The sequence below is a fragment of the Cyclobacterium sp. SYSU L10401 genome (assembly GCF_010993705.1).
Classification (GTDB): domain Bacteria; phylum Bacteroidota; class Bacteroidia; order Cytophagales; family Cyclobacteriaceae; genus Cyclobacterium.
Genome location: NZ_WOFO01000009.1, coordinates 40,713 through 61,882 on the forward strand (window position 1 = coordinate 40,713; position 21,170 = coordinate 61,882).

Sequence of the window (21,170 nt, forward strand, 5' to 3'; positions counted from 1 at the left end):
TCAGGAATAGAAAAATCTTTCTATTTTATTTAAGTCCAATTTAATAAAGGTTTTATTCCCTTCCGGGCTATAATTGGGATTCTGACAAGCAAATAATTGACCTGCAAGGTTTTCCATTTCCTGGCTTTTCAATTGATCTCCTTTTTTTATCGAAGTCTTTTTTGCCAATGACCTTGCCAGATTCTCTTTCCTGCCAAGGGAAAGTTCATGCTTAAAATGCTTGAATTGTTCCAGCATTTCTTCAAACAGCACCTTTTCGCTGGCAATATGAATATCTGTAGGCACTCCGTTAATCAGAATAGCATTTTGACCAAAAACCGTCAACTGAAAGCCCAGGTTGTTAAGCTCTTCCTTTAAGTCTATTACCAGGGCAAAATCTGCCGGGCTTAACTTGATATTCTGCGGAAAAAGGCACTGCTGGGAGGCCCCAGCCGATTGATCCAGCTGCCTGATATACCGTTCGTATAAAATTCGCTGGTGGGTAGCCTGCTGATCAAATATAAGCAGGCCGGAAGATGTTTGGGTGACAAAATAGGCCTGCCCTATCTGAAATGTTTTGCCGGGAACTTTAGAAAGGTCTTCAGTAGCGATATCCCTACCATTTACTTTGCTTGGAAAGGTTTTCAGATGCCTTGCCTCCTGGTTTTCCTTTTCGGGGTCAAAATGGATGGCCCTTTCCTCATGATCTTGTTGGAACATTTGTTCCCATCCCCTGGCATCTTTATTCAAGGAACTGGGTCCCCTGAATGTCCGGTAGTTGTTTTCAGTGCTTACTTCCTGACCTTTGTCGTGGTCATTGTTCCAGTTGTCTGTAAAATTTACATCCAGACTAAAGTCAATAGTAGGTACCACATGATGTGCCCCTAAAGCCTGTTTTACAGCGGAACGCACGATCCCGTAAATGGTTCTTTCATCATCAAACTTGATTTCGGTTTTGGTAGGATGTACATTGATATCAATGTGCTTGGGGTCAATGTCTAAAAAAAGCACATAAAAGGGATGCTGGTCTGTGCCTATCAATGCTTCAAAGGCATTTAAAAGGGCATGGTGCAGGTAATTACTTTTGATGTAACGCTTATTAACGAAAAAAAACTGTTCCCCCCGGGTTCTTTTTGCCTGCTCAGGGCTTCCTACATACCCCTTAATATCGATGTGAGGCGAGGATTCCTGACACACAATCAGGTGATTTCTATACTGTTTTCCAAAAATACCAACGATCCTTTTACTGAGTTTACCTGAAGTCAATTTAAAAAGCTCCATGTCGTTTTGGTAAAAGGAAAATGCCACTTCCGGGTACGCCAGGGCTACACGCTGGAATTCCTCCACCAGGTGTTTGGTCTCCACCGCATTGGATTTCAGGAAATTTCTGCGGGCGGGCACATTAAAAAACAGGTTTTTTACAGCAATGGAAGTACCATCCTGAAAAACCACCGGCTCCTGCTTTTTTACCATGGAACCTTCAATTTGTATCAGACTGCCCAATTCATCACCTGTTCGTTTGGTCTTCAACTCGACCTGGGCGACTGCCGCTATGGAGGCCATGGCCTCTCCCCGGAACCCATGCGTCCGGATATTGAATAAATCTTCGGATTTTCTAATTTTTGAAGTCGCATGTCTTTCGAAGCACATCCGCGCATCGGTAAGGGACATGCCCCATCCATCATCAATTACCTGGATCAGTGTTTTACCTCCATCCCGTACCACCACCTGAATGTTTTTTGCCCCGGCATCGATGGCATTTTCCAAAAGCTCCTTCAATGCTGATGATGGCCTTTGCACCACCTCTCCGGCAGCAATTTGATTGGCAATGGCATCCGGCAACAACTGAATCAGATCATCCATTTTTCTTCCGGGGTTTTAGCCTAAACAAGCCGATCAATAAAGCCACCGCTGCCCCCAAATAAAGCAGGTAATAGATGATGTCAGGCCCGATGTAAAGGTATCCTCCAAAGCCTCCCACAAGCAGGACAAAGATTACTGTACGCATCAGGCCCGCACTTTGCAGTAAACCTGAAGGTTGCTTTTTTATGGGACTCCCGCTGGTAAAAGCCCCTCTGATGGCAGAACCGTGCCTGTATCCCAACTGCTGATTCAATTCGTTTTCATCTGGAGAAAGCACTCCTTTGGCTTCCAATTCTCTCTTGATATCTTCGGTCCTGCTATGAATTTCTTCCTTGACAGGATCATAATGCCTGGGGTTGATCTGGAACCTTCTTGGTTGATTTACACGGAATATAGATGGAAATTTCATGGTGTCCGTTTTCTGCGTCTCAAGGATCGGTGAATCGATCTGATTGTTTTAATATTAGGCTCTCCTATAGGAAAAAACCCTGTGCCACCGAAACCGAAATTAAATAACTATTGTTTTTTGAATAAATTTATTCCTGTTCATCACTTTTACATAGGTAGAAGTTTGGAATTTATGTATGTTTGAATAAATCCGGATTTGTAGGACACAAAGTTATCCTTAAATTATTACCAATAAAATTTTAACACGCCCATGTGTCAAAAAGTTTATGCTTTTGCCTTTTGTTCCATCCTGTTGTTGGGCTTGATTTCCAGCCATTCCTTTGCACCTGACAAGGACCTGTTTTTGAGCCAGGATGCTAGTGCCCAGCAAATTTGGGTAGACAGCGTATTCAATAGCCTGACATTTGAAGAACGTCTCGGGCAATTGTTTATGGTAGCTGCTTATTCCAATAAAGGAAAAGCACACCAGGATGAAATTTCTGAGTTGATTCAAAATGAAAATCTGGGCGGCCTGATTTTTTTCCAGGGAGGGCCGGTGCGCCAGGCCCAATTGACCAATGAATACCAGCAGCTGGCAAAAACCCCGCTTTTCATTGCCATGGATGCCGAATGGGGACTGGGAATGAGACTGGACAGTGTACTCCGGTTTCCGAAACAAATGACCCTCGGAGCAGCGTCAGACGATGTATTGGTCTATCAGATGGGCCGGGAGATTGCCCGCCAATTCAAGGAAATGGGCATGCATATCAATTTTGCCCCTGTGGTAGATGTCAATTCTGATCCGGAGAACCCGGTCATTGGGTACCGGTCATTTGGAGAGGAAAAACAATTGGTCAGCAGAAAGTCTCTGGCTTACATGCAGGGCCTTCAGGATCATGGTATCATTGCCAATGCCAAGCATTTTCCAGGACATGGAAATACAAACTCAGACTCCCATTTTACCACACCGGTCATCCTAAGCAGCAAAGAAAGGATTGTTGACATTGATCTCTATCCCTACCGCGAACTGATTGATAAGGGACTGATGAGTGTCATGGTGGCCCATTTGCATATACCAAGCCTGGGAAGTGAAGCCAGGCTCCCGACGACTTTGTCTCCTAAAGTGGTTACCGGCCTTTTGAGGGAAGAAATGAATTTTCAGGGGCTTATTTTTACCGATGCCCTCAATATGAAAGGGGTGAGTAACCTGTACAAACCCGGAGAAGTAGATTTATTGGCCCTGTTGGCGGGAAATGATATACTCTTATATGCTGAGGATGTTCCAAAATCCAAAAAACTAATCCTGGAAGCCGTAGAACAAGGAAAAATCAGCAAAGAAGAAGTTGATCGTAGGGTCCGCAAGGTGTTGAATGCCAAATATTGGTCAGGTCTGCACCATCCCCAGCAAGTTAACTCCCAAAGGTTGGTGGAGCGTTTAAGTAATTTTGGCACCAAGGCGCTGATCGAGCAGCTTTATGCCTCTTCTATTACGGTCCTGAACAATAACAACGAAGCCATACCGGTCAGGCACCTGGACATGGAGCGCATGGCATCCCTTACCCTGGGTGATAAAGGGGAGACTTTTAAAACCTATCTGGACAAATATACCGGATTCACCCATTATACCCTCAGGTCCAATAGCAACCGGGAAAATTTTGCGGCCATGGAGGAAAACCTCAAAGACTACAGTACCATTGTGGTTGGGGTAATGGGAATGACCAATAACAGCAGGAGGAATTATGGGTTGAATGAAGAAGAAATCGCATTCATCAACCGGCTGCAGGAAAATCATAAAGTCATCACCGTTGTTTTTGGCAATGCTTATGCTGCGGAAAAATTCAAAAATCAGGAAAACCTGGTATTGGTTTATGAGGAAAATGAATTTACCCAAAGTCTGGCGCCGCAGGTAATTTTCGGCGGCAGGCCGGGAACAGGAAAATTACCGATAAGTCTGGATCAAAATTGGTCTCTGGGGCATGGAATTCAGACGTCTTCTTTGGATAGGCTGGCTTACAGCACACCTGAGGCCAAGAATATGGATAGCCGGGAATTAATGAAAATTGATGCGCTCATGGAAAAGGCCATCGCAAACAAGGCTACTCCCGGGGGTACAGTCCTGGTGGCAAAGAACGGATCGGTGGTGTTTGAAAAATCCTATGGGCACCATGATTACAGCAAAAGTTTGGCGGTAAATGAGAAAACCATGTATGACCTGGCCTCTCTCACCAAGGTAATGGCCACCACACAGGCCATCATGTTTTTGGAGAGCCGGGGCTTTATTGATTTGGATGAAACATTGGAGACTTACCTTCCGGAATTGTCCGGTAGCAATAAAGCTAAGCTCCGCATCAGAGATATACTAACCCACGAGGCCGGCTTATTACCTTATATTCCCCATTTTACCAATACCCTGGAAGGCAATGAGTGGAAGACCGAGTACTACAGCAGAAAAAATCAGCCTCCCTATACCTTACCGCTGGCCGATGGGGTGTACGCCCACCAGAATTTACCCGACAGTGTCTGGAAATGGACGGTGGCGTCCAACCTGAGGTATACAGGCACCAAGAGTGGACGCTACAGTTACCGCTATTCGGATGTAGGCATGTATTTGCTGCATCGCTTAATTGAAACCATGGTCAATCAACCTATGAATGATTTTTTGGAGCAACATTTCTACAGCCCCCTGGGCATGAACCGTTTTGGCTTTTTACCCCTTCAAAGGTTTAGTCCCAACCAAATCGCACCAACAGAGGACGACAGGTTGTTCAGGAAAACCCTGGTACATGGCTATGTGCACGATCCCGGAGCAGCCATATACGGGGGGGTAGCCGGACATGCAGGCCTTTTTGGGACGGCGAACGATTTGGCCAAATTGATGCAAATGATGCTGCAGGGAGGGAAATACGGCTCTTTAGAGATCTTGAACCAGGAAACCGTTGAAAAATTTACCAGTAAACAATCTTTCCGCAGCAGGAGGGCCCTGGGTTGGGATAAACCTGACCCGGAGAAGGATAAAGGCCCTACCGGAAACCTGGCTCCATTAAGTACATTTGGCCATACCGGATTCACGGGAACGGCCGCCTGGGCAGACCCTGAAAACCAGTTGATCTATATATTCCTCTCCAACCGGGTGCATCCAGATGCCGGAAACAACCGGCTGTTGAGAGATAATGTGCGCTCAGACATCCAGGATATTATTTACAAATCCATAAAAACACATATACTTTTGGCCAATAAATGAACAATTTTACATGAATACCGTGTTAAAGTTTGAAGTATAAACCTGGCCTTTAACAAAACTTTAAATAATGAAAATCGGGATAGTCTGTTACCCGACATTTGGCGGTAGCGGTGTAGTCGCTACAGAATTGGGTAAAGCCCTTGCTGCCAAAGGTCATGAGATTCATTTCATCACTTACAGCCAGCCAACCCGGCTGGATTTTTTTAGTGAAAACTTGTTCTACCATGAGGTAGATATCAAAAGTTACCCCTTGTTTGAACACGCTCCATATGAGCTCGCATTAGCGAGTAAAATGGTCAATGTGGTAAAGTACGAAAAGCTAGATTTACTTCATGTTCACTATGCAATCCCACACGCTTCTGCCGCTTATATGGCCAAGCAAATTTTAAAGAAACAAGGTATCCACATTCCGGTGGTCACCACCTTGCATGGTACGGACATCACTCTGGTCGGAAAAGACCCCAGCTACGAGCCGGTGGTTACTTTCAGTATCAATGAATCCGATGGGGTGACTGCCGTCTCAGAGGATCTGAAGAAAGACACTTTCCTGCATTTTGACATACACACCCACATTGAGGTCATCCCAAATTTCATTGACCTCAACAGGTTTAAAAAACAAAAAAAGGAGCATTTTAAAAAGGCCATTTGCCCCATGAATGAAAAACTCCTTGTTCACACTTCCAATTTCCGCAAAGTAAAAAGGGTGGAGGATGTGATCAGGGTATTTTTCGAGGTGCGAAAAGCCATTCCAGCCAAGCTTTTACTCGTTGGAGATGGCCCTGAAAGGGATAAAATGGAACGGTTGTGCCGGCAGCTGGGCACCTGCGAAGACATCCGGTTTTTGGGCAAACTAGAAGCAGTCGAAGAAGTGCTTTCTGTTGCGGATCTTTTTCTCATGCCCTCAGAAAAAGAAAGTTTTGGATTGGCAGCTTTGGAAGCCATGGCTTGCGAAGTACCCCTGTTGACAAGTAATGTTGGAGGAATCCCGGAATTAAACATCAATGGGGAAACAGGATTTCTTTGCGAAGTTGGCAATATCAGCGAAATGACGGAAAAAGCATTGTTCATTCTGGACGACAAAAATTTACCCGGGTTTAAAAAGAATGCCCTTGCCAGGGCTAAAATGTTTGATGTAACGGAAATATTACCCAAGTATGAGGCATTCTATTCGAAAACGATAGAAAACTCTTTACTTACCCCTAATCTCTGATTAAAATCATCAATTATTTTTATCAATTTTGAAACCAGGTATAACAAGCTTTTCGTTTAAGTGACAAATGACCTTCATTTAAGCATTATTATGCTTAACTTAGGCATCAAAATTGAAGGAGATACACTGATAAAAAATTACATAAAGAATGAAAAAAATTGGAAGATTGGAACGACCGGACAATAGCGGGAGTGCTAAAATGTTTGCCAATCCAGTTTTGGAAAAACTAAGCAGAACCCACATCAGCATCCCGATAGCGATGTTTTTGGGTGTTGGTGCTTACTCACTTTATATAGGCATATCCACTACCGATATTTCTTTGCTAAAGGCATCTTTGTTATTGTCAGGAGGCTTTCTCATGTTCACTTTTGTGGAATATCTGCTGCACCGCTATGTTTATCATATGGTTCCTGACACCAAATTCAAAGACAAACTTCAATATTCCATGCATGGTGTACACCATGATTACCCAAAAGACAAGGACAGGTTGGCCCTTCCGCCGTTCATCACGGGCTTATATGCAGCTATCCTTTATTTTCTATTTGAATTTGTGATGGGTGAGATGGCCCTTTATTTTCTTCCGGGATTTTTAATAGGCTATTCCTTGTACCTTGGGGTACATTTTCTGGTGCATGCTTTCCAACCTCCCAAAAATTTTCTGAAAACGCTTTGGATCAATCACGCCATCCACCACTACAAGGATCCGGATGTGGCTTTCGGTGTGAGTACCCCGCTTTGGGACTTCGTATTTGGTACAGTACCCAAAAAGCAGCGATAGCTGGCATAAACCTGGTGCTATCATTATCAGGTAATCCCTGAAGGCATCCTATAGATTTAAAAGCGGCAATTGAGCAAATTGACCGCTTTTTTAATGAGCACTGCTTTAAATTTCAAGTTTGATTCGATAAAGCAGCTTTAAGTAAATATTTAGAAAAATGACCATAAGTATTATTGGACTGGGATGGCTGGGAACTCCATTGGCAAGCGAGTTGATCCATCAGGGATACCGCATAAAAGGAAGTACCACCCGGCAAGATAAAAGAGAACTGTTGCTGGCAAAAGGCATACAGACCTTTCTGTTCGAACTGGATCCAGAAGTGAAAGGGGTACTGCCAGAACCATTATTTGAAACCGATATCCTGCTGATTAACATTCCTCCTTCCACAAGGAGGAAGCCTGCAGATTTTCATCCGAAACAAATCCGGCAACTCAGGAACTTCATCATCAAATACCAGATAAAAAAAGTCATATATGTCAGTGCCACCTCTGTATATCCCAGTGAAAATCAATTGGCCACCGAAACAGCGGCACTGACACCTGCCATTACGGGGAATCCTACCCTTCTGACTGCCGAAAACCTATTGTGGGAAAACAAAAGCTATGACCTTACTGTAATTCGCTTTGGTGGACTATTGGGGGATGACAGAATCCCCGGTAGGTATTTCTCTGGCAGAGAAAATGTGGCCGGTCATCCACCCGTCAATTACATTCATAGAAAGGATGCTGTCAGGGCTATTTCCTGGATTTTAACAAAAAACCTTTGGAACGAAACTTACAATATTGTATGTCCCGAACACCCTGCAAAAAAAGAGTTGTTTGAAAAGAATGCAGCAGATTTTGGTTTTGATCCTCCTTCAAGCTATGAAAATCCTCCAAAGCAAAAATGGAAAAAGATTTCCGCAGACAAATGGATACAAACAGGGTTTACTTTTGAATTTAATAATCCATTGGAATTTAGCTATACCCCATAATCCATCCCTTTATTTGCCTTGAGGAAACGCTATCCTGCTCAAAAAACCAATTAATTGAAAGAAATAATCGGTCCATTAAGAGCTAAATCAGAATCTACTTTTATAAAAATGGTTAGATAACAATTATATTCTATCAAACTCCATTAAACCAGTTTTTATTTTGAATGCGTAAATTTAAAAACCTGATATTCAACTATATTTGTAAAACCGCATAAGCGGTTTTTAAAAAATAACTTAATAAGCTAATTTTGTCAACAGAACATAAATAACCCATGGATAAATATTCTTATATCGCCAATGCCCATGTAGCCTATATAGATGAGCTATATGATGATTACAAAAATAATCCTGAGGCCATCGATAGCAGCTGGAAAGCATTTTTTGATGGTTTTGAATTTGCCATCAGCAAATATGGCGAGGATGAAAATGGTGGGGCAGCAGCATCAGATGTGCAGGGTCCCGTAAACGGCAATCTAGCCACCAAAGGCAGCATCATGGACATGGAAAGATTGCCCAAGGAAATCAAAGTCCGTGCCCTGATTCATGCTTACCGCTCCAGGGGCCACCTCAGGTCCAAAACCAATCCTGTCAGAGAAAGAAGAGACCGAAGAGCATTATTGGACCTGGAAGATTTTGGCCTTGACAAAAACGATTTGGACACCGTTTATCAGGCAGGCAATGAAATAGGTATAGGAGATGCCAAACTGTCCAAAATCATTGAATCCCTGAAAATTATATATGAGGGATCCATGGGTTTTGAATACCTGTATATCCGGGATCCGGAAATGCTGGATTGGTTCAGAATCAAAGTAGAAAAGGATGCCCTGGCATTCAATCCTCCCTTAGAGGATAAAAAAAGAATTCTATCCAAGCTCAATGAGGCAGTGGTTTTTGAAAACTTTCTGCACACCAAGTATTTGGGGCAGAAAAGATTTTCCCTGGAGGGGGGAGAGAGCACCATCCCCTTTTTGGATGCCCTGATCAACCAGGCCTCTGACATGGGTGTGGAAGAAGTTATGATCGGTATGGCTCATAGAGGCAGGTTGAATGTGCTGGCCAATATCATGGGAAAAACCTATGAGCAGATTTTCTCCGAATTTGAGGGTACCGCCAAGCCCGATCTTACCATGGGGGATGGGGATGTGAAATATCACCTGGGTTTTTCTTCAGAAGTTCCGGCAAAAAACGGGAAATTGATGATCCTGAAACTGGCGCCCAATCCTTCTCACCTGGAGGCAGTCAATCCCGTAGTGGAGGGATTTGTAAGAGCCAAGATAGATGACCATTACGCTGGTGATGAAGACAAAATGATTCCGATTCTAATCCATGGAGATTCAGCCGTGGCAGGGCAGGGAGTCGTCTATGAAGTCACCCAAATGGCAAATCTGAAAGGATATTATACAGGTGGTACCATTCACTTTGTGATCAACAACCAGGTAGGCTTTACCACCGATTTTGATGATGCCAGAAGCTCCATTTACTGCACCGACGTGGCTAAAATCATTGATGCTCCCGTAATTCATGTGAACGGAGATGATCCGGAGGCGGTAGTCTATGCTGCTAAATTGGCCGTTGATTTCAGGCAAAAATTCAATAAGGACATATTTATTGACATGGTCTGTTATCGCCGGCATGGGCACAATGAATCAGATGAACCGAAATTTACCCAGCCCGAACTGTATAACCTCATCTCCAAACACCCCAACCCCAGGGAAATTTATAACAAAACATTGTTGGAAAGAGGGCAGGTAGATGCCAAGCTGGCCAAGCAAATGGACAAGGAGTTTCGTCAGCTGCTGCAGGACCGTTTGAATCTGGTCAAGGAAAAACCACTTCCCTATTCCTTCAGCCCCTTTGAAAAAGGCTGGAAAGCACTAAATAGGGCCAAGCCGGAGGATTTTGAAAAATCTCCGGACACGGGTATCAGTACGGATTCCATAGAAAAGATCGCCGAAGCGCTTACAGTATTGCCCAAGGGCTTTAAACCCATCAAGCAGATTGAAGCGCAGCTAAAACAGCGTAAAGAAATGTTTTTCCAGTCCAAATCACTGAATTGGGCTGCCGGAGAGCTGCTGGCCTATGGCTCCCTGCTTTTAGAGGGCAAGACAGTCAGGATCACCGGTCAGGATTGCCAACGGGGCACCTTTTCTCACAGACATGCAGTGGTCCACGATGCAAACACCAACAAACCGTACAATTCCCTGAAAGAACTGAGGGACAGTAAAGGTAAATTTTACATTTACAATTCCCTTCTTTCGGAATATGCGGTCCTGGGATTTGAATACGGATACGCCATGGCCAATCCCAATGCCCTAACGGTATGGGAGGCACAGTTTGGTGATTTTGCCAATGGCGCCCAAACCATGATTGACCAGTTTATTACTTCCGGAGAATCCAAATGGCAAAAAATGAATGGCCTGGTCATGTTGCTCCCCCATGGTTACGAGGGACAGGGCCCCGAACACTCCAATGCCAGACCGGAAAGGTTCCTGCAACTGGCAGCAGAGTACAATGTGGTCGTAGCCAATGTGACCGAACCCGCCAATTTCTTTCATTTACTGCGCAGGCAGCTCGCATGGAACTTCAGAAAACCATGCATCGTCATGTCTCCCAAGTCGCTACTTCGCCACCCCAAGGTGGTATCACCCCTGGAGGACTTTACCAAAGGAGGCTTCAGAGAAGTAATGACAGACGAACATGTGGACCCTAAAAAGGTAAAACGCGCCGTTCTTTGTTCTGGTAAAATTTACTATGAACTCGTGGAAATGAGGGAAAAAGAAAAAGTCGAAGACGTGGCCATCATCAGGGTAGAACAACTTCATCCGTTACCGAAGACCCAGATTTTAAAAGCCATCAATGCTTATGGTAAGGAGGTAGAAACACTTTGGGTACAGGAAGAGCCAGAGAATATGGGGTATTGGGCCTTTATGGTAAGAAATCTATTCAAAGACCTGAACATGGATGTGATTGCCAGAAAAGCCAGTGCATCGCCGGCCACTGGTTACCACAAGGTACACGTAGCAGAACAAACGCAAATTTTGGAAAAGGCATTAAAAATAAATTCCTAATTTTCCATTTCATAACCTATTATTATAAAACTAACATTGAAATTTTCAAGCCGGCACCTTTCCAGCGTCCGGAAAAAATCAAATAACCAATGAGTATAGCAATCAAAGTCCCCGCCGTAGGCGAATCCATCACCGAAGTCACCGTAGGACAGTGGTTTAAAACCGATGGAGAATTTGTAGAAATGGACGAGGTCCTTTGTGAACTGGAATCCGACAAAGCCACTTTTGAACTTACGGCTGAAGCGGCAGGCGTGCTTCACACCAAAGCTGAAGAAGGAGCAACCCTGGAAATTGGTGCAGTCATTTGCGAGATCGATACTGAGGCCAAGGAAGGGTCCAAACCGGAAAAACCTGCCAACAAAAAGGAATCGGATGCTGTCGAAAAGAAACCGGATAATGCTGAAAAGGGTGCCAAATCCAAAAGCACGGGAGAAATCAAAGAAATGCATGTACCCACTGTCGGGGAATCCATTACTGAGGTTACCCTGGCCTCCTGGCTGAAGGAAGATGGGGATTTTGTGGAATTGGATGACATCATAGCTGAAGTTGATTCGGATAAGGCCACCTTTGAACTGCCTGCTGAAGCATCGGGAATATTAAGGCAGGTAGCTGCTGAAGGAGAAACCCTGGAAATTGGCGGGTTAATTTGCAAAATAGAGGTGACAGATGGGCCTCCTGCTGAAGAAACATCCGCCACAAGTGAAAGTAAATCCACGGAAGAAAGCAAGCAGGAAAGTTCTGGAAAAGAAAGTTACGCTACCGGGCATGCTTCACCGGCTGCTGCAAAGATTCTTTCTGAAAAAGGGATTGACCCTCAATCAGTAAATGGAACCGGCAAGGATGGCCGCATCACCAAAGAAGATGCGGAAAAGGCGGAAAAGCCATCTACTTCTTCTCCGTCAAAAACCGAGGCTCCTTCCAAAGAAAAAACAGAGGGAACCAAACCCGCAGCAGAAGCCAGGGGCGATCGGCCAAGCCGCAGGGAAAAAATGAGTTCCCTGAGAAAAACCATTTCCAGACGCCTGGTATCCGTAAAAAACGAAACCGCCATGTTGACCACCTTTAACGAGGTGAACATGAAACCCATCATGGATTTGCGAAAACAATACAAGGATAAGTTTAAGGAGCGGTACGAGGTAAACCTGGGATTCATGTCCTTTTTTACCAAAGCCGCCTGCATCGCCTTGGAAGAATGGCCGGCAGTCAATGCACAAATAGATGGCAATGAAATCGTCTACCATGATTTTTGCGACATTTCTATAGCCGTATCCTCACCCAAAGGATTGGTGGTACCGGTAATCCGGAATGCAGAACAACTTTCTTTTGCCGAAATCGAAAAGGAAGTGGTCCGCCTGGCAGTTAAAGCAAGAGATGGCAAACTGACCATAGACGAAATGACCGGAGGCACCTTTACCCTTACCAATGGAGGGATATTCGGTTCCATGATGTCCACTCCTATTATCAATGCTCCCCAGGCAGCCATTTTGGGTATGCACAATATTGTAGAAAGACCCATGGCCGTGAATGGAGAAGTAAAAATCCTTCCCATGATGTACCTGGCACTTTCTTATGACCACCGGATCATCGATGGCAGGGAATCTGTCAGCTTCCTGGTCCGCATGAAACAGCTGCTGGAGGATCCTGCCAGGCTGTTGCTGGGCATCTAAAGCTTTTTTCAACCTATTCTTCGCGCTTGTACCAGGTACGGGCAAAAATTTAAAAAATGATTAACTATGTATGATTTAATCGTAATCGGTTCCGGACCGGGTGGTTATGTTGCCGCTATCAGGGCAGCCCAGCTTGGCCTTAAAACTGCCATTATAGAAAAATACCCCACTTTGGGTGGTACTTGTTTGAATGTAGGTTGCATCCCCTCCAAGGCCTTGCTGGATTCCTCCGAGCATTTCCACAATGCAGCACACACTTTCAAGAACCACGGTATAGATCTCAAGGACCTGAAAGTTAATTTCAAACAGATGATCAGCAGGAAACGGGAAGTGGTCAAGCAAAATGTTGACGGCATCGCTTACCTGATGAAAAAAAATAAAATTGATGTACACCAGGGTTTAGGTGTTTTCAAGGATAAAAACACGGTAATCATCCAAAAGGAAGGAAGCAAAAAGGAAGAAATCAGTGGAAAAAACATCATCATTGCCACCGGGTCAAAGCCTGCCAACCTCCCATTTATCAATCTGGATAAAGAGCGGATCATTACCTCTACAGAAGCACTTGAGCTCAAAGAAGTCCCCAAACACCTTGTCATCATTGGAGGCGGAGTAATCGGACTTGAATTGGGATCTGTATATGCGAGATTGGGAGCCAAAGTATCGGTGGTGGAGTATTTGGACGGGATCATCCCTACCATGGATAAAACCATGGGCAAGGAACTTCAGAAGTCCTTAAAAAAACTGGGCATGGAATTTTACCTCAAACACAAGGTGACCGGCGTAGAAAGAAAAGGCAAAGAAGTAACGGTAACCGCACAGAATAGCAAAGACGAGGAGGTCGCCATCAAGGGAGATTATGTATTGGTATCCATAGGCAGACGTCCGTATACAGATGGATTAAATACCGAAGCAGCGGGGATAAATGTCAATGACAAGGGGCAGGTAGAGGTAGATAAACACCTGAGAACCAATGTGGAGCACATTTATGCCATTGGGGATGTAGTTAAAGGGGCCATGTTGGCCCATAAAGCAGAAGAAGAGGGCGTATTTGTAGCCGAACTATTGGCCGGCCAAAAACCACACGTAAACTACCTCCTTATTCCGGGAGTCGTCTATACCTGGCCTGAAGTGGCCTCCGTGGGATATACCGAAGAGCAGCTTAAAGAGAAGGGTAAAAAATACAAAACAGGTAAATTCCCCTTTATGGCTTCAGGTAGAGCCAGGGCAAGCGGAGATACAGACGGACTGGTAAAAGTTTTGGCAGATGCTGAAACGGATGAAATTCTGGGCGTACACATGATCGGCCCAAGGACGGCAGACATGATCGCAGAAGCCGTTGTAGCCATGGAATACCGGGCTTCCGCTGAGGATATTGCAAGAATGTCCCACGCTCATCCTACCTATACAGAGGTATTTAGGGAAGCTTGTCTGGCAGCAACTGACAACCGCGCCCTGCACCTTTAATACCAATAAATTGATACATAAAAAAACAAGGACCACTGGAAATCCAGCGGTCCTTGTTGATTTAAATATAATCAAGTAATGCCTCTAATTTCATCCCCCTGCTGCCTTTTATTAAAATCTGATAATCCTCCAAAGCAGAATCTTTCAGCCAGTTTCTGAATGAAAGTGGATCTGGGAAATACAATGCTTTAGGCACCTTCGGCAGGGCATGCCTGATCAGTTTACCCGTGAGACAGATTTTGTCTAATTTCATCCCCTGCAATTGTTCTCCGAGCTTTTCGTGGGCGGCCACCTCATGCTCTCCCAGTTCAAACATGTCCCCAACAATCACCATCTTATGCTTCCTCTTATCCAGTCTGCCAAAAGCCTTTAATGCCTCCTCCATACTGGAGGGATTGGCATTGTAAGCATCCATGACGATCAAATTACTGCGTTTCTCCAGGATTTGGGAACGCATATTTGATGGGGAATATCCTGCAGCTGCCTTAGCCGCTTCCTCCAAAGGCACTCCAAAAAACTTACCCAAACAAATGGAAGAAGCAATATTGTCAAAATTATATTCCCCAATTAGTCCAGAGGTGAAACTGACATCACTATCTGCGGTACTAAAAGCCACAAAAGGATCGGCACCAAGAAATTTTACCGGACAAAAGCTCCCTGACTCAGGATACAAGACCGGATCCTTAAACCTGTGTTTCATATTGGCAAATACCTGTTGCCTGGTGTTCAAAAAAACTCGTCCGCCGGTTTCCAGTAGGAATTGAAAAAGTTCGGTTTTAGTTTTCAGCACGCCTTCCGGACCACCCATTCCTTCCAGGTGGGCCTGCCCAATGTTGGTGATCAGTCCATGGGTTGGCAGGGCGATATGGCAAAGCTCGGCAATATCTCCCTGCTTATTCGCCCCCATTTCTATGATGGCTATTTCCGTTTCATTAGTTATGCCCAATAAGGTAAGGGGAACGCCAATATGATTGTTGAGGTTACCCTCCGTGGCATGAACCCTGAATTTCCCGGACAATACCAGCTGCATCAGTTCCTTCGTAGTGGTTTTTCCATTAGAGCCGGTAAGCCCAATCACCGGTATTTTAAATTGCTTCCTATGAAAAGTGGCCAGGTCCTGTAAAGCCTTCAGTCCGTCTGCAACCAGAACAAACTGATCTCCGGCTACTACCTTAGGATCGTCTACCACGGCCATAGATGCTCCTTGTTCCAAAGCCTTTGCCGCATATTCATTCCCATCAAAATTGGGTCCCTTGAGGGCAAAAAACATGTCCCCTTTTTGAAGTTTTCTGGTATCCGTACACACCCTCCTGCATGACAAAAAATGCTCATGCAGCCAATTCATCCTATCCATGCTCAAATTTCTATGTTTACAATTGTAAGAAAAATGGGAATATTGACTTCCATCCAACAAAAGTAACATATCTGCATGCAATTTAAATTGCTCAGGGTCAAAAATTACTTCAAATATAGAAAGGGTAAAAATTTTCTATCCAAAGAAATTGGCGGTCCATCTTCCCACTTATCGAGGCAACTGTCTTGGTTTCTTCCTATACTTGTAATTGTTTCAGGGAAAAAGAATCCAATCAAATGGCCCCTTTCTTAACAATATTTTCAGTTTAAAAAAGTTAACACAAAGGAATGCTTTTGAACGCAATATTTACACCGGAACCAGGCAGGTCCTTCTTTTTGCCCTTCACAATCGCATCATTAAATGGAACCAATATTTAAAGAAGGAGTTTTATTTAAAACCAGCCAATCAAAAGGTATATTTCAAACCCAGCATCCAAGATCCATAGATAAACAGCATACTCCTATGAACCATTGCCTCAGTATCCTATTGATGTTCATTACCCTGCTGCAAGTTCATGCACAGGAAAAATACCAGTTCGAAACCGGTATTTCCAAGGTGATGTTTAGAGACGGACAGGAACTTTCCATGCCCTTTGCCGGTGGGATCAATGCGGCCCAGATACAAGAAATTGACCTGGATGGGGATGGAGTGGAGGAATTAGTGATCTGGGATATCAATGCTGGCATGATCCGGGCTTTCAGAAAAACAAACGGGGAGTACGTACCTATTCCCGAGGCTCCTTTCTATTTTCCGGATGATGTCAACGCTTTCATGATACTTAAAGATTTTGATGGCGATGGCAGAAAAGACTTGTTTACAGGTTCTCCCTTTGGTATCAAAGCCTACAAAAACCTGGCAGGTGCCGATATTCCGCGCTGGGAAGTAGCTCAGGATTTTCTCCGTTTAGATAATGGGGCCAACCTGACCAGCAATATTTTGGATATCCCCTTGATCGAAGACCTGGACGGGGACGGGGACCTGGATGTACTCACCTTTAATTTTGCCTCTGGTGATTACCTGGAATTTTACCAAAACACCAGTATGGAGAGAAAAAACCAAACCGACATCGATGGCTTTGCCCCAGCATTAAGCAGATGGGGTAATTTTGAGTTTTGCGGATGTGGCAACATCAGTTTTGGTATCACCTGTAATGGTCAACCCATCTCTACGAGCCAAAGCACAAACGAACAGTTGAGGACCAAGCATTCCGGGGGGCACACCCTGCTATACCGGGATTTTAACGAAGATGGCACAAAAGATTTACTGATCGGGCAGGATCTGTGTAAAACCTTGTATTACTTACCCAATCAGGGAACGGATCTGGTACCCTCCTTTGATAATTTTTCCACTACTTTACCTGGATATGGTCCTTTGCCAGAATTCCCTATTTTCCATGCGGCATTTCCCCTCGATGAAAACCTGGTGATTTCCAGTCATTCTTCAGAGGTGGCAAGCAATTTCGGGATAGATTTTGCACAAAGCTTGTACCTATTACCACCCAACCAGGGAGGAGTACCAGAAACAAAAGCCTTTTTGCAGGAAAACATGCTCGATTTCGGTGAAAACTCCCGGCCATTTTTTAAAGGAAATCAATTTGGGGGAAGCCTTTTTGTTGCAGCTAATATTACCAGCCAAAAAGAGAGTAAAAGCAAAATTTTTGAATTTCAGTTGGAAAATGAGCAACTCCAATTGGTAAATGAAGATTTTCTCGACCTTGAAGCAGCCGGACTCCGTGAGCTGAGCTACCAGGAATACATGTCAGCTTCCAACCGGGCCTTCCATGTAATTACAGGGGAGCAGGTAAGCAATAATATTCCTGAAAAAATAATATGGATTAGCCCCGTTTCATCGCCGTTAGATCAAACAAACATCAGCATTCCTTCCTTTAACCTCAGGGGCTTGGATCAGATTTTTTTATTCCATGATGGTACCACAGATTTCTTACTCCTGGCCAGGCAAACCGGTGAACTGGTTTTGTTTTCCATAGACCTATCCGCTGGTCCCATTCTGGAATTACTGGAAAGAGATTTTTTGGGTTTTGCAGACAATCCTGTAAACAGAAATCTGTCTATCGCAGCGAGCTCCGGTGAACAAGTGTCTTTGATGGCTATTGACCAGCGGGGAGCCATTTTCCTGGTAAAAGATGTTTTGGGAGAACCTGTTATGAGCAGGGTTTCTATACAAACAAGCGTGGGAGATTTCGATCAAACCAGGTTTGGAAGAAATACATGGATTACCTTTGTTCCGGGTCTTGTGGAAGATGGTCCTGACCTGATCATAGGAAACAGGGCAGGTGGATTAGAGTATTTGAGCCGGATTTCTGGTGATGAAGGTGGACCTGATGAAAACCTGAATGCCATTGTTTTTCCAAACCCAAGTAAGGGCGAAGATTTAAAAGTGATCGTTAATCAAGAAGAAGTAACCCTGAATATCTATGGGGCGAGCGGCAAACAAATCAGGGAAGGCTTATCTCTCAGGCAACAGGAAATAACTGAAATCAGTCTTTTTGGTTTCGCTCCCGGTTTGTATCTATTGGAGATGATTGGTAAAAACAGAGAAAGGCAATACAAGAAAATCTGGGTTAGCCCCTGAAATCTATTTCAAACTAAACTGGTCTGCATCTTTCCATGCTGGAAACTTTTCCCTATAGGCTAGGAGAGCTGTTTTATCCAAATCTACCCTGATGATGCCTTCATTTTCACCGCCGGATGCCAGGCAGTTTCCCTTGAAATCAAAAGCGGCAGAATGCCCTGAATAGGGCACCTCGTTACCATCCATTCCTACCCTGTTTACACCTATGCAATAAGCCAGGTTTTCAACAGCCCTGGCTTTCAGCAAGATGTCCCATGCCTGCACTCTTGGTGCCGGCCAGGAGGCTACATAAAATATCAGGTCGTAATCCATTTCTCCATTTCCGGAAGCCCCATTGCGAGACCAGACCGGAAATCTAAGATCATAACAGACCTGGGGCCTGATTTTCCAGCCTTTATAGGTAAAGATTTGGTTTTCTTTGCCCATGGAGTAATGATGGTCTTCTTTTGCCATTCTAAAAAGGTGTCGTTTGTCATAATGAGCCAATTGACCATCAGGTGTCGCCCAAAGCAATCGGTTAAAATAATTGCCTCCTTCCTGGATGATCACACTCCCTGTAATTACTGCATCCATCTGCGCGGCCATCTGCTTCATCCATTTGGTACTGTGCAGGTTCATGGGCTCTGCCTGGCTCAGGGTATTCATGGTAAATCCTGTGGTAAACATTTCCGGCAGGACCATTATATCCACTTTACCTTTCATATTCCACATTTTTTCTTCAAACATGGCCAGGTTTGCGGAAGCATTTTCCCAATACAGGTCCATCTGAAACAATGCTAAAGAGAGGTTTTCCACAATGAAATGACTTTTAATGAAAAATTGACACACACCGGCTGATCAGGGATAAACCATCCTGTAGTCTGTCGGAACCTTTCCCTTGCTTATATCCAGCAGTTTTCCCTTCACCATCCGCCTTTTTAGTCCTTTAAGGTAATCAATAAAAAGAATCCCCTCCAGGTGATCATATTCATGCTGAATAACCCTGGCAGTCATGCCAGAAAACTCTTCTTCTTTGAGGTTCCAGTTTTCGTCAAAATATTCGATGGTCAGCTTTTCTGGTCTGGTGATCTCAGCCCTGACCTCGGGGATGCTCAGGCAGCCTTCCTCAAAAACGTATTTGTCCCCGTACTCATCAAGAATAATCGGGTTGATAAAGGCCTTTCTTACGCCTTTTTCTTCATCTTCCTCCTCCAGCATCAAACTGCTGTCGATAACAAATAAACGGATACCCTTATTGATCTGTGGCGCAGCAAGTCCTACGCCATTTGCATTTCCCATGGTATCAAACATATCGGTGATCAAACCTTTCATATCTTCACCTTCCTGAATCTCTGCTGCCTCTTTCTTTAAAATGTTATTTCCGTATGCAACTATGGGGTATATCATTTCCTTTCTAAATAAGTTTGTAAGATAATGGCCGCACTGATTTTATCCAGGTTGCCGGCCTTTTCTTTTCTGTCCTTTTTTTTACTTCCCATACTGATCATGGACTGCATGGCCATTTTGGAAGTAAAGCGCTCATCCACCAATGAAATGGTTTTTCCTGGAAAAAGCCGCTTCAACTTTTTCTCCAAAGCCAAAACGGGTGCTGTCATATGGGTATTTTTGCCATCCAGCGATTTTGGGAAACCAATGATTATCTCCGTGACATTCTCTCGGCGCTGATAATTTTCAAGATATGTTAACAAATTATGGGTAGGGATAGTTTCCAGGGGATTTGCCAGTATGCCCAATGGGTCCGTCACGGCCAAACCTGTTCGCTTGGTGCCCAAATCTATGGCCATAATCCTGCCCATCAATTGTTTTTGATTTGAAGGAGAATTTTACGCTTCACCTCTTTTTCCAACTCCAATGCTTTTGGAAACAGCAGGTCATTTTCAATTTTGGCATGTAGGATAAGTTCCCTCTCAAGTTGCTGGAGTTCGTGAAAAAGTATTTTCATGGACACCGGAGCATCTTCAGGGATTTGATAATCATTGGTAAGCTTTCTGATACCCTCCATTTCATCATCATGAGCTTCATGCTCTTCTGCCATTTTGCTGACAGGGGGCAATGAAAACACTTTGATGGATTCGAATAGGGGCAAAACGCCTCGGTCAAAATCCTGCAGCATGCTTACCCGATTAAAAAGGGTATTTTCCTCCTCGTGAATATGGTGGATAAAATCATCCACAAAAAGGGGGAACATCAATCTCAAATCTGTCATCAAACCCTTATATGCGGCACCTAATTCAATGCCTTCCACCATACTTGATAAAAATGGTAAGGCTTGTCGGACAAAGTACCGGTGCTTCTTTTTCAGGTAGCTCACCATAACTTCAATGGGATGCAGGTAAAGTTCTTCTTTGGTTGGTTCTATCCTGTTTGCCCATTGTTCCAGCTCTGTGATCACTTGGTTGAGGTTAACCTTGTGTTGCTGGCAAACTTCCTCCAGAGAATACTTCTCATGCCGAAAAAAACTTATCCCAAAATAATGCAGCACTTCAGCCAGGATGTAGTTTTCACTGACAAGTTCTGCAATGGATTTTTTATGGTTATTTTCTGAAGAAAGCATGAATACAAAAATAAAATAAAATACTTTAAAAAAGGGCACC

15 protein-coding genes are annotated in these 21,170 nt (G+C 44.1%); 8 read left to right on the forward strand and 7 right to left on the reverse strand.

Annotated elements, in window-relative coordinates:
• Together mutL and GL182_RS18545 are read right to left on the reverse strand one after the other, a co-directional pair.
• Complete coding sequence (mutL, locus tag GL182_RS18540; RefSeq protein WP_163381287.1) at positions 1 to 1,842, reverse strand: DNA mismatch repair endonuclease MutL; 1,842 nt, start codon at positions 1,840 to 1,842, stop codon at positions 1 to 3.
• A complete protein-coding gene (locus tag GL182_RS18545) occupies positions 1,835 to 2,251 on the reverse strand; it encodes a hypothetical protein (protein ID WP_163381288.1) in 417 nt (138 codons plus the stop codon). Before GL182_RS18545 ends, mutL begins: the two co-directional genes overlap by 8 nt.
• A 249-nt stretch (positions 2,252 to 2,500) precedes the next feature.
• Here GL182_RS18545 and GL182_RS18550 point away from each other — a divergent pair, with 249 nt between their 5' ends.
• The 7 genes from GL182_RS18550 to lpdA all read left to right on the forward strand — a co-directional run bounded on the left by GL182_RS18550 (position 2,501) and on the right by lpdA (position 14,630).
• The gene (locus GL182_RS18550) at positions 2,501 to 5,470 is read left to right on the forward strand and encodes a glycoside hydrolase family 3 N-terminal domain-containing protein (RefSeq protein WP_163381289.1); all 2,970 of its coding nucleotides are present in this window, start codon (positions 2,501 to 2,503) and stop codon (positions 5,468 to 5,470) included.
• 67 nt (positions 5,471 to 5,537) lie between these two features.
• A complete protein-coding gene (bshA, locus tag GL182_RS18555; RefSeq protein WP_163381290.1) occupies positions 5,538 to 6,680 on the forward strand; it encodes an N-acetyl-alpha-D-glucosaminyl L-malate synthase BshA in 1,143 nt (380 codons plus the stop codon).
• A gap of 148 nt (positions 6,681 to 6,828) precedes the next feature.
• Positions 6,829 to 7,458 carry a sterol desaturase family protein gene (locus tag GL182_RS18560; RefSeq protein ID WP_163381291.1) on the forward strand — a complete coding sequence of 210 codons (630 nt, stop codon included), beginning with the start codon at positions 6,829 to 6,831 and terminating at the stop codon, positions 7,456 to 7,458.
• Positions 7,459 to 7,615: 157 nt separating this feature from the next.
• Positions 7,616 to 8,431: an NAD(P)-binding domain-containing protein gene (locus tag GL182_RS18565; RefSeq protein ID WP_163381292.1), complete on the forward strand. Its 816-nt coding sequence runs from the start codon at positions 7,616 to 7,618 to the stop codon at positions 8,429 to 8,431.
• 272 nt (positions 8,432 to 8,703) lie between these two features.
• Entirely contained in the window at positions 8,704 to 11,499 is a 2,796-nt protein-coding gene (locus GL182_RS18570) for a 2-oxoglutarate dehydrogenase E1 component (protein WP_163381293.1), read from the forward strand.
• A gap of 89 nt (positions 11,500 to 11,588) precedes the next feature.
• The gene (gene odhB, locus GL182_RS18575) at positions 11,589 to 13,166 is read left to right on the forward strand and encodes a 2-oxoglutarate dehydrogenase complex dihydrolipoyllysine-residue succinyltransferase (RefSeq protein WP_163381294.1); all 1,578 of its coding nucleotides are present in this window, start codon (positions 11,589 to 11,591) and stop codon (positions 13,164 to 13,166) included.
• A gap of 66 nt (positions 13,167 to 13,232) precedes the next feature.
• Positions 13,233 to 14,630, forward strand: a complete 1,398-nt coding sequence (gene lpdA / locus GL182_RS18580; protein ID WP_163381295.1) for a dihydrolipoyl dehydrogenase — start codon at positions 13,233 to 13,235, stop codon at positions 14,628 to 14,630.
• 61 nt (positions 14,631 to 14,691) lie between these two features.
• Here lpdA and GL182_RS18585 read toward each other — a convergent pair whose 3' ends face one another.
• Positions 14,692 to 15,984, reverse strand: a complete 1,293-nt coding sequence (locus tag GL182_RS18585; protein WP_410492719.1) for a UDP-N-acetylmuramoyl-tripeptide--D-alanyl-D-alanine ligase — start codon at positions 15,982 to 15,984, stop codon at positions 14,692 to 14,694.
• A gap of 462 nt (positions 15,985 to 16,446) precedes the next feature.
• Between GL182_RS18585 and GL182_RS18590 the strand changes: the two genes are divergently transcribed.
• Entirely contained in the window at positions 16,447 to 18,576 is a 2,130-nt protein-coding gene (locus GL182_RS18590) for a T9SS type A sorting domain-containing protein (protein WP_163381296.1), read from the forward strand.
• 3 nt (positions 18,577 to 18,579) lie between these two features.
• On the opposite strand, the gene GL182_RS18595 is transcribed toward GL182_RS18590, so the two are convergent.
• The 4 genes from GL182_RS18595 to GL182_RS18610 are packed head-to-tail and all read right to left on the reverse strand — an operon-like array spanning position 18,580 to position 21,130.
• Positions 18,580 to 19,371 (reverse strand): amidohydrolase, encoded by a 792-nt coding sequence (locus GL182_RS18595; protein WP_163381297.1) that lies wholly within the window; start codon positions 19,369 to 19,371, stop codon positions 18,580 to 18,582.
• Positions 19,372 to 19,413: 42 nt separating this feature from the next.
• A complete protein-coding gene (gene def, locus GL182_RS18600; protein ID WP_163381298.1) occupies positions 19,414 to 19,962 on the reverse strand; it encodes a peptide deformylase in 549 nt (182 codons plus the stop codon).
• Positions 19,959 to 20,372, reverse strand: coding sequence for a Holliday junction resolvase RuvX (gene ruvX / locus GL182_RS18605; protein WP_163381299.1), 414 nt, complete (start codon positions 20,370 to 20,372; stop codon positions 19,959 to 19,961). The genes def and ruvX overlap by 4 nt, the downstream gene beginning before the upstream one ends.
• The gene (locus tag GL182_RS18610; RefSeq protein ID WP_163381300.1) at positions 20,372 to 21,130 is read right to left on the reverse strand and encodes a hemerythrin domain-containing protein; all 759 of its coding nucleotides are present in this window, start codon (positions 21,128 to 21,130) and stop codon (positions 20,372 to 20,374) included. Before GL182_RS18610 ends, ruvX begins: the two co-directional genes overlap by 1 nt.
• Between the last annotated feature and the right edge of the window lie 40 nt (positions 21,131 to 21,170).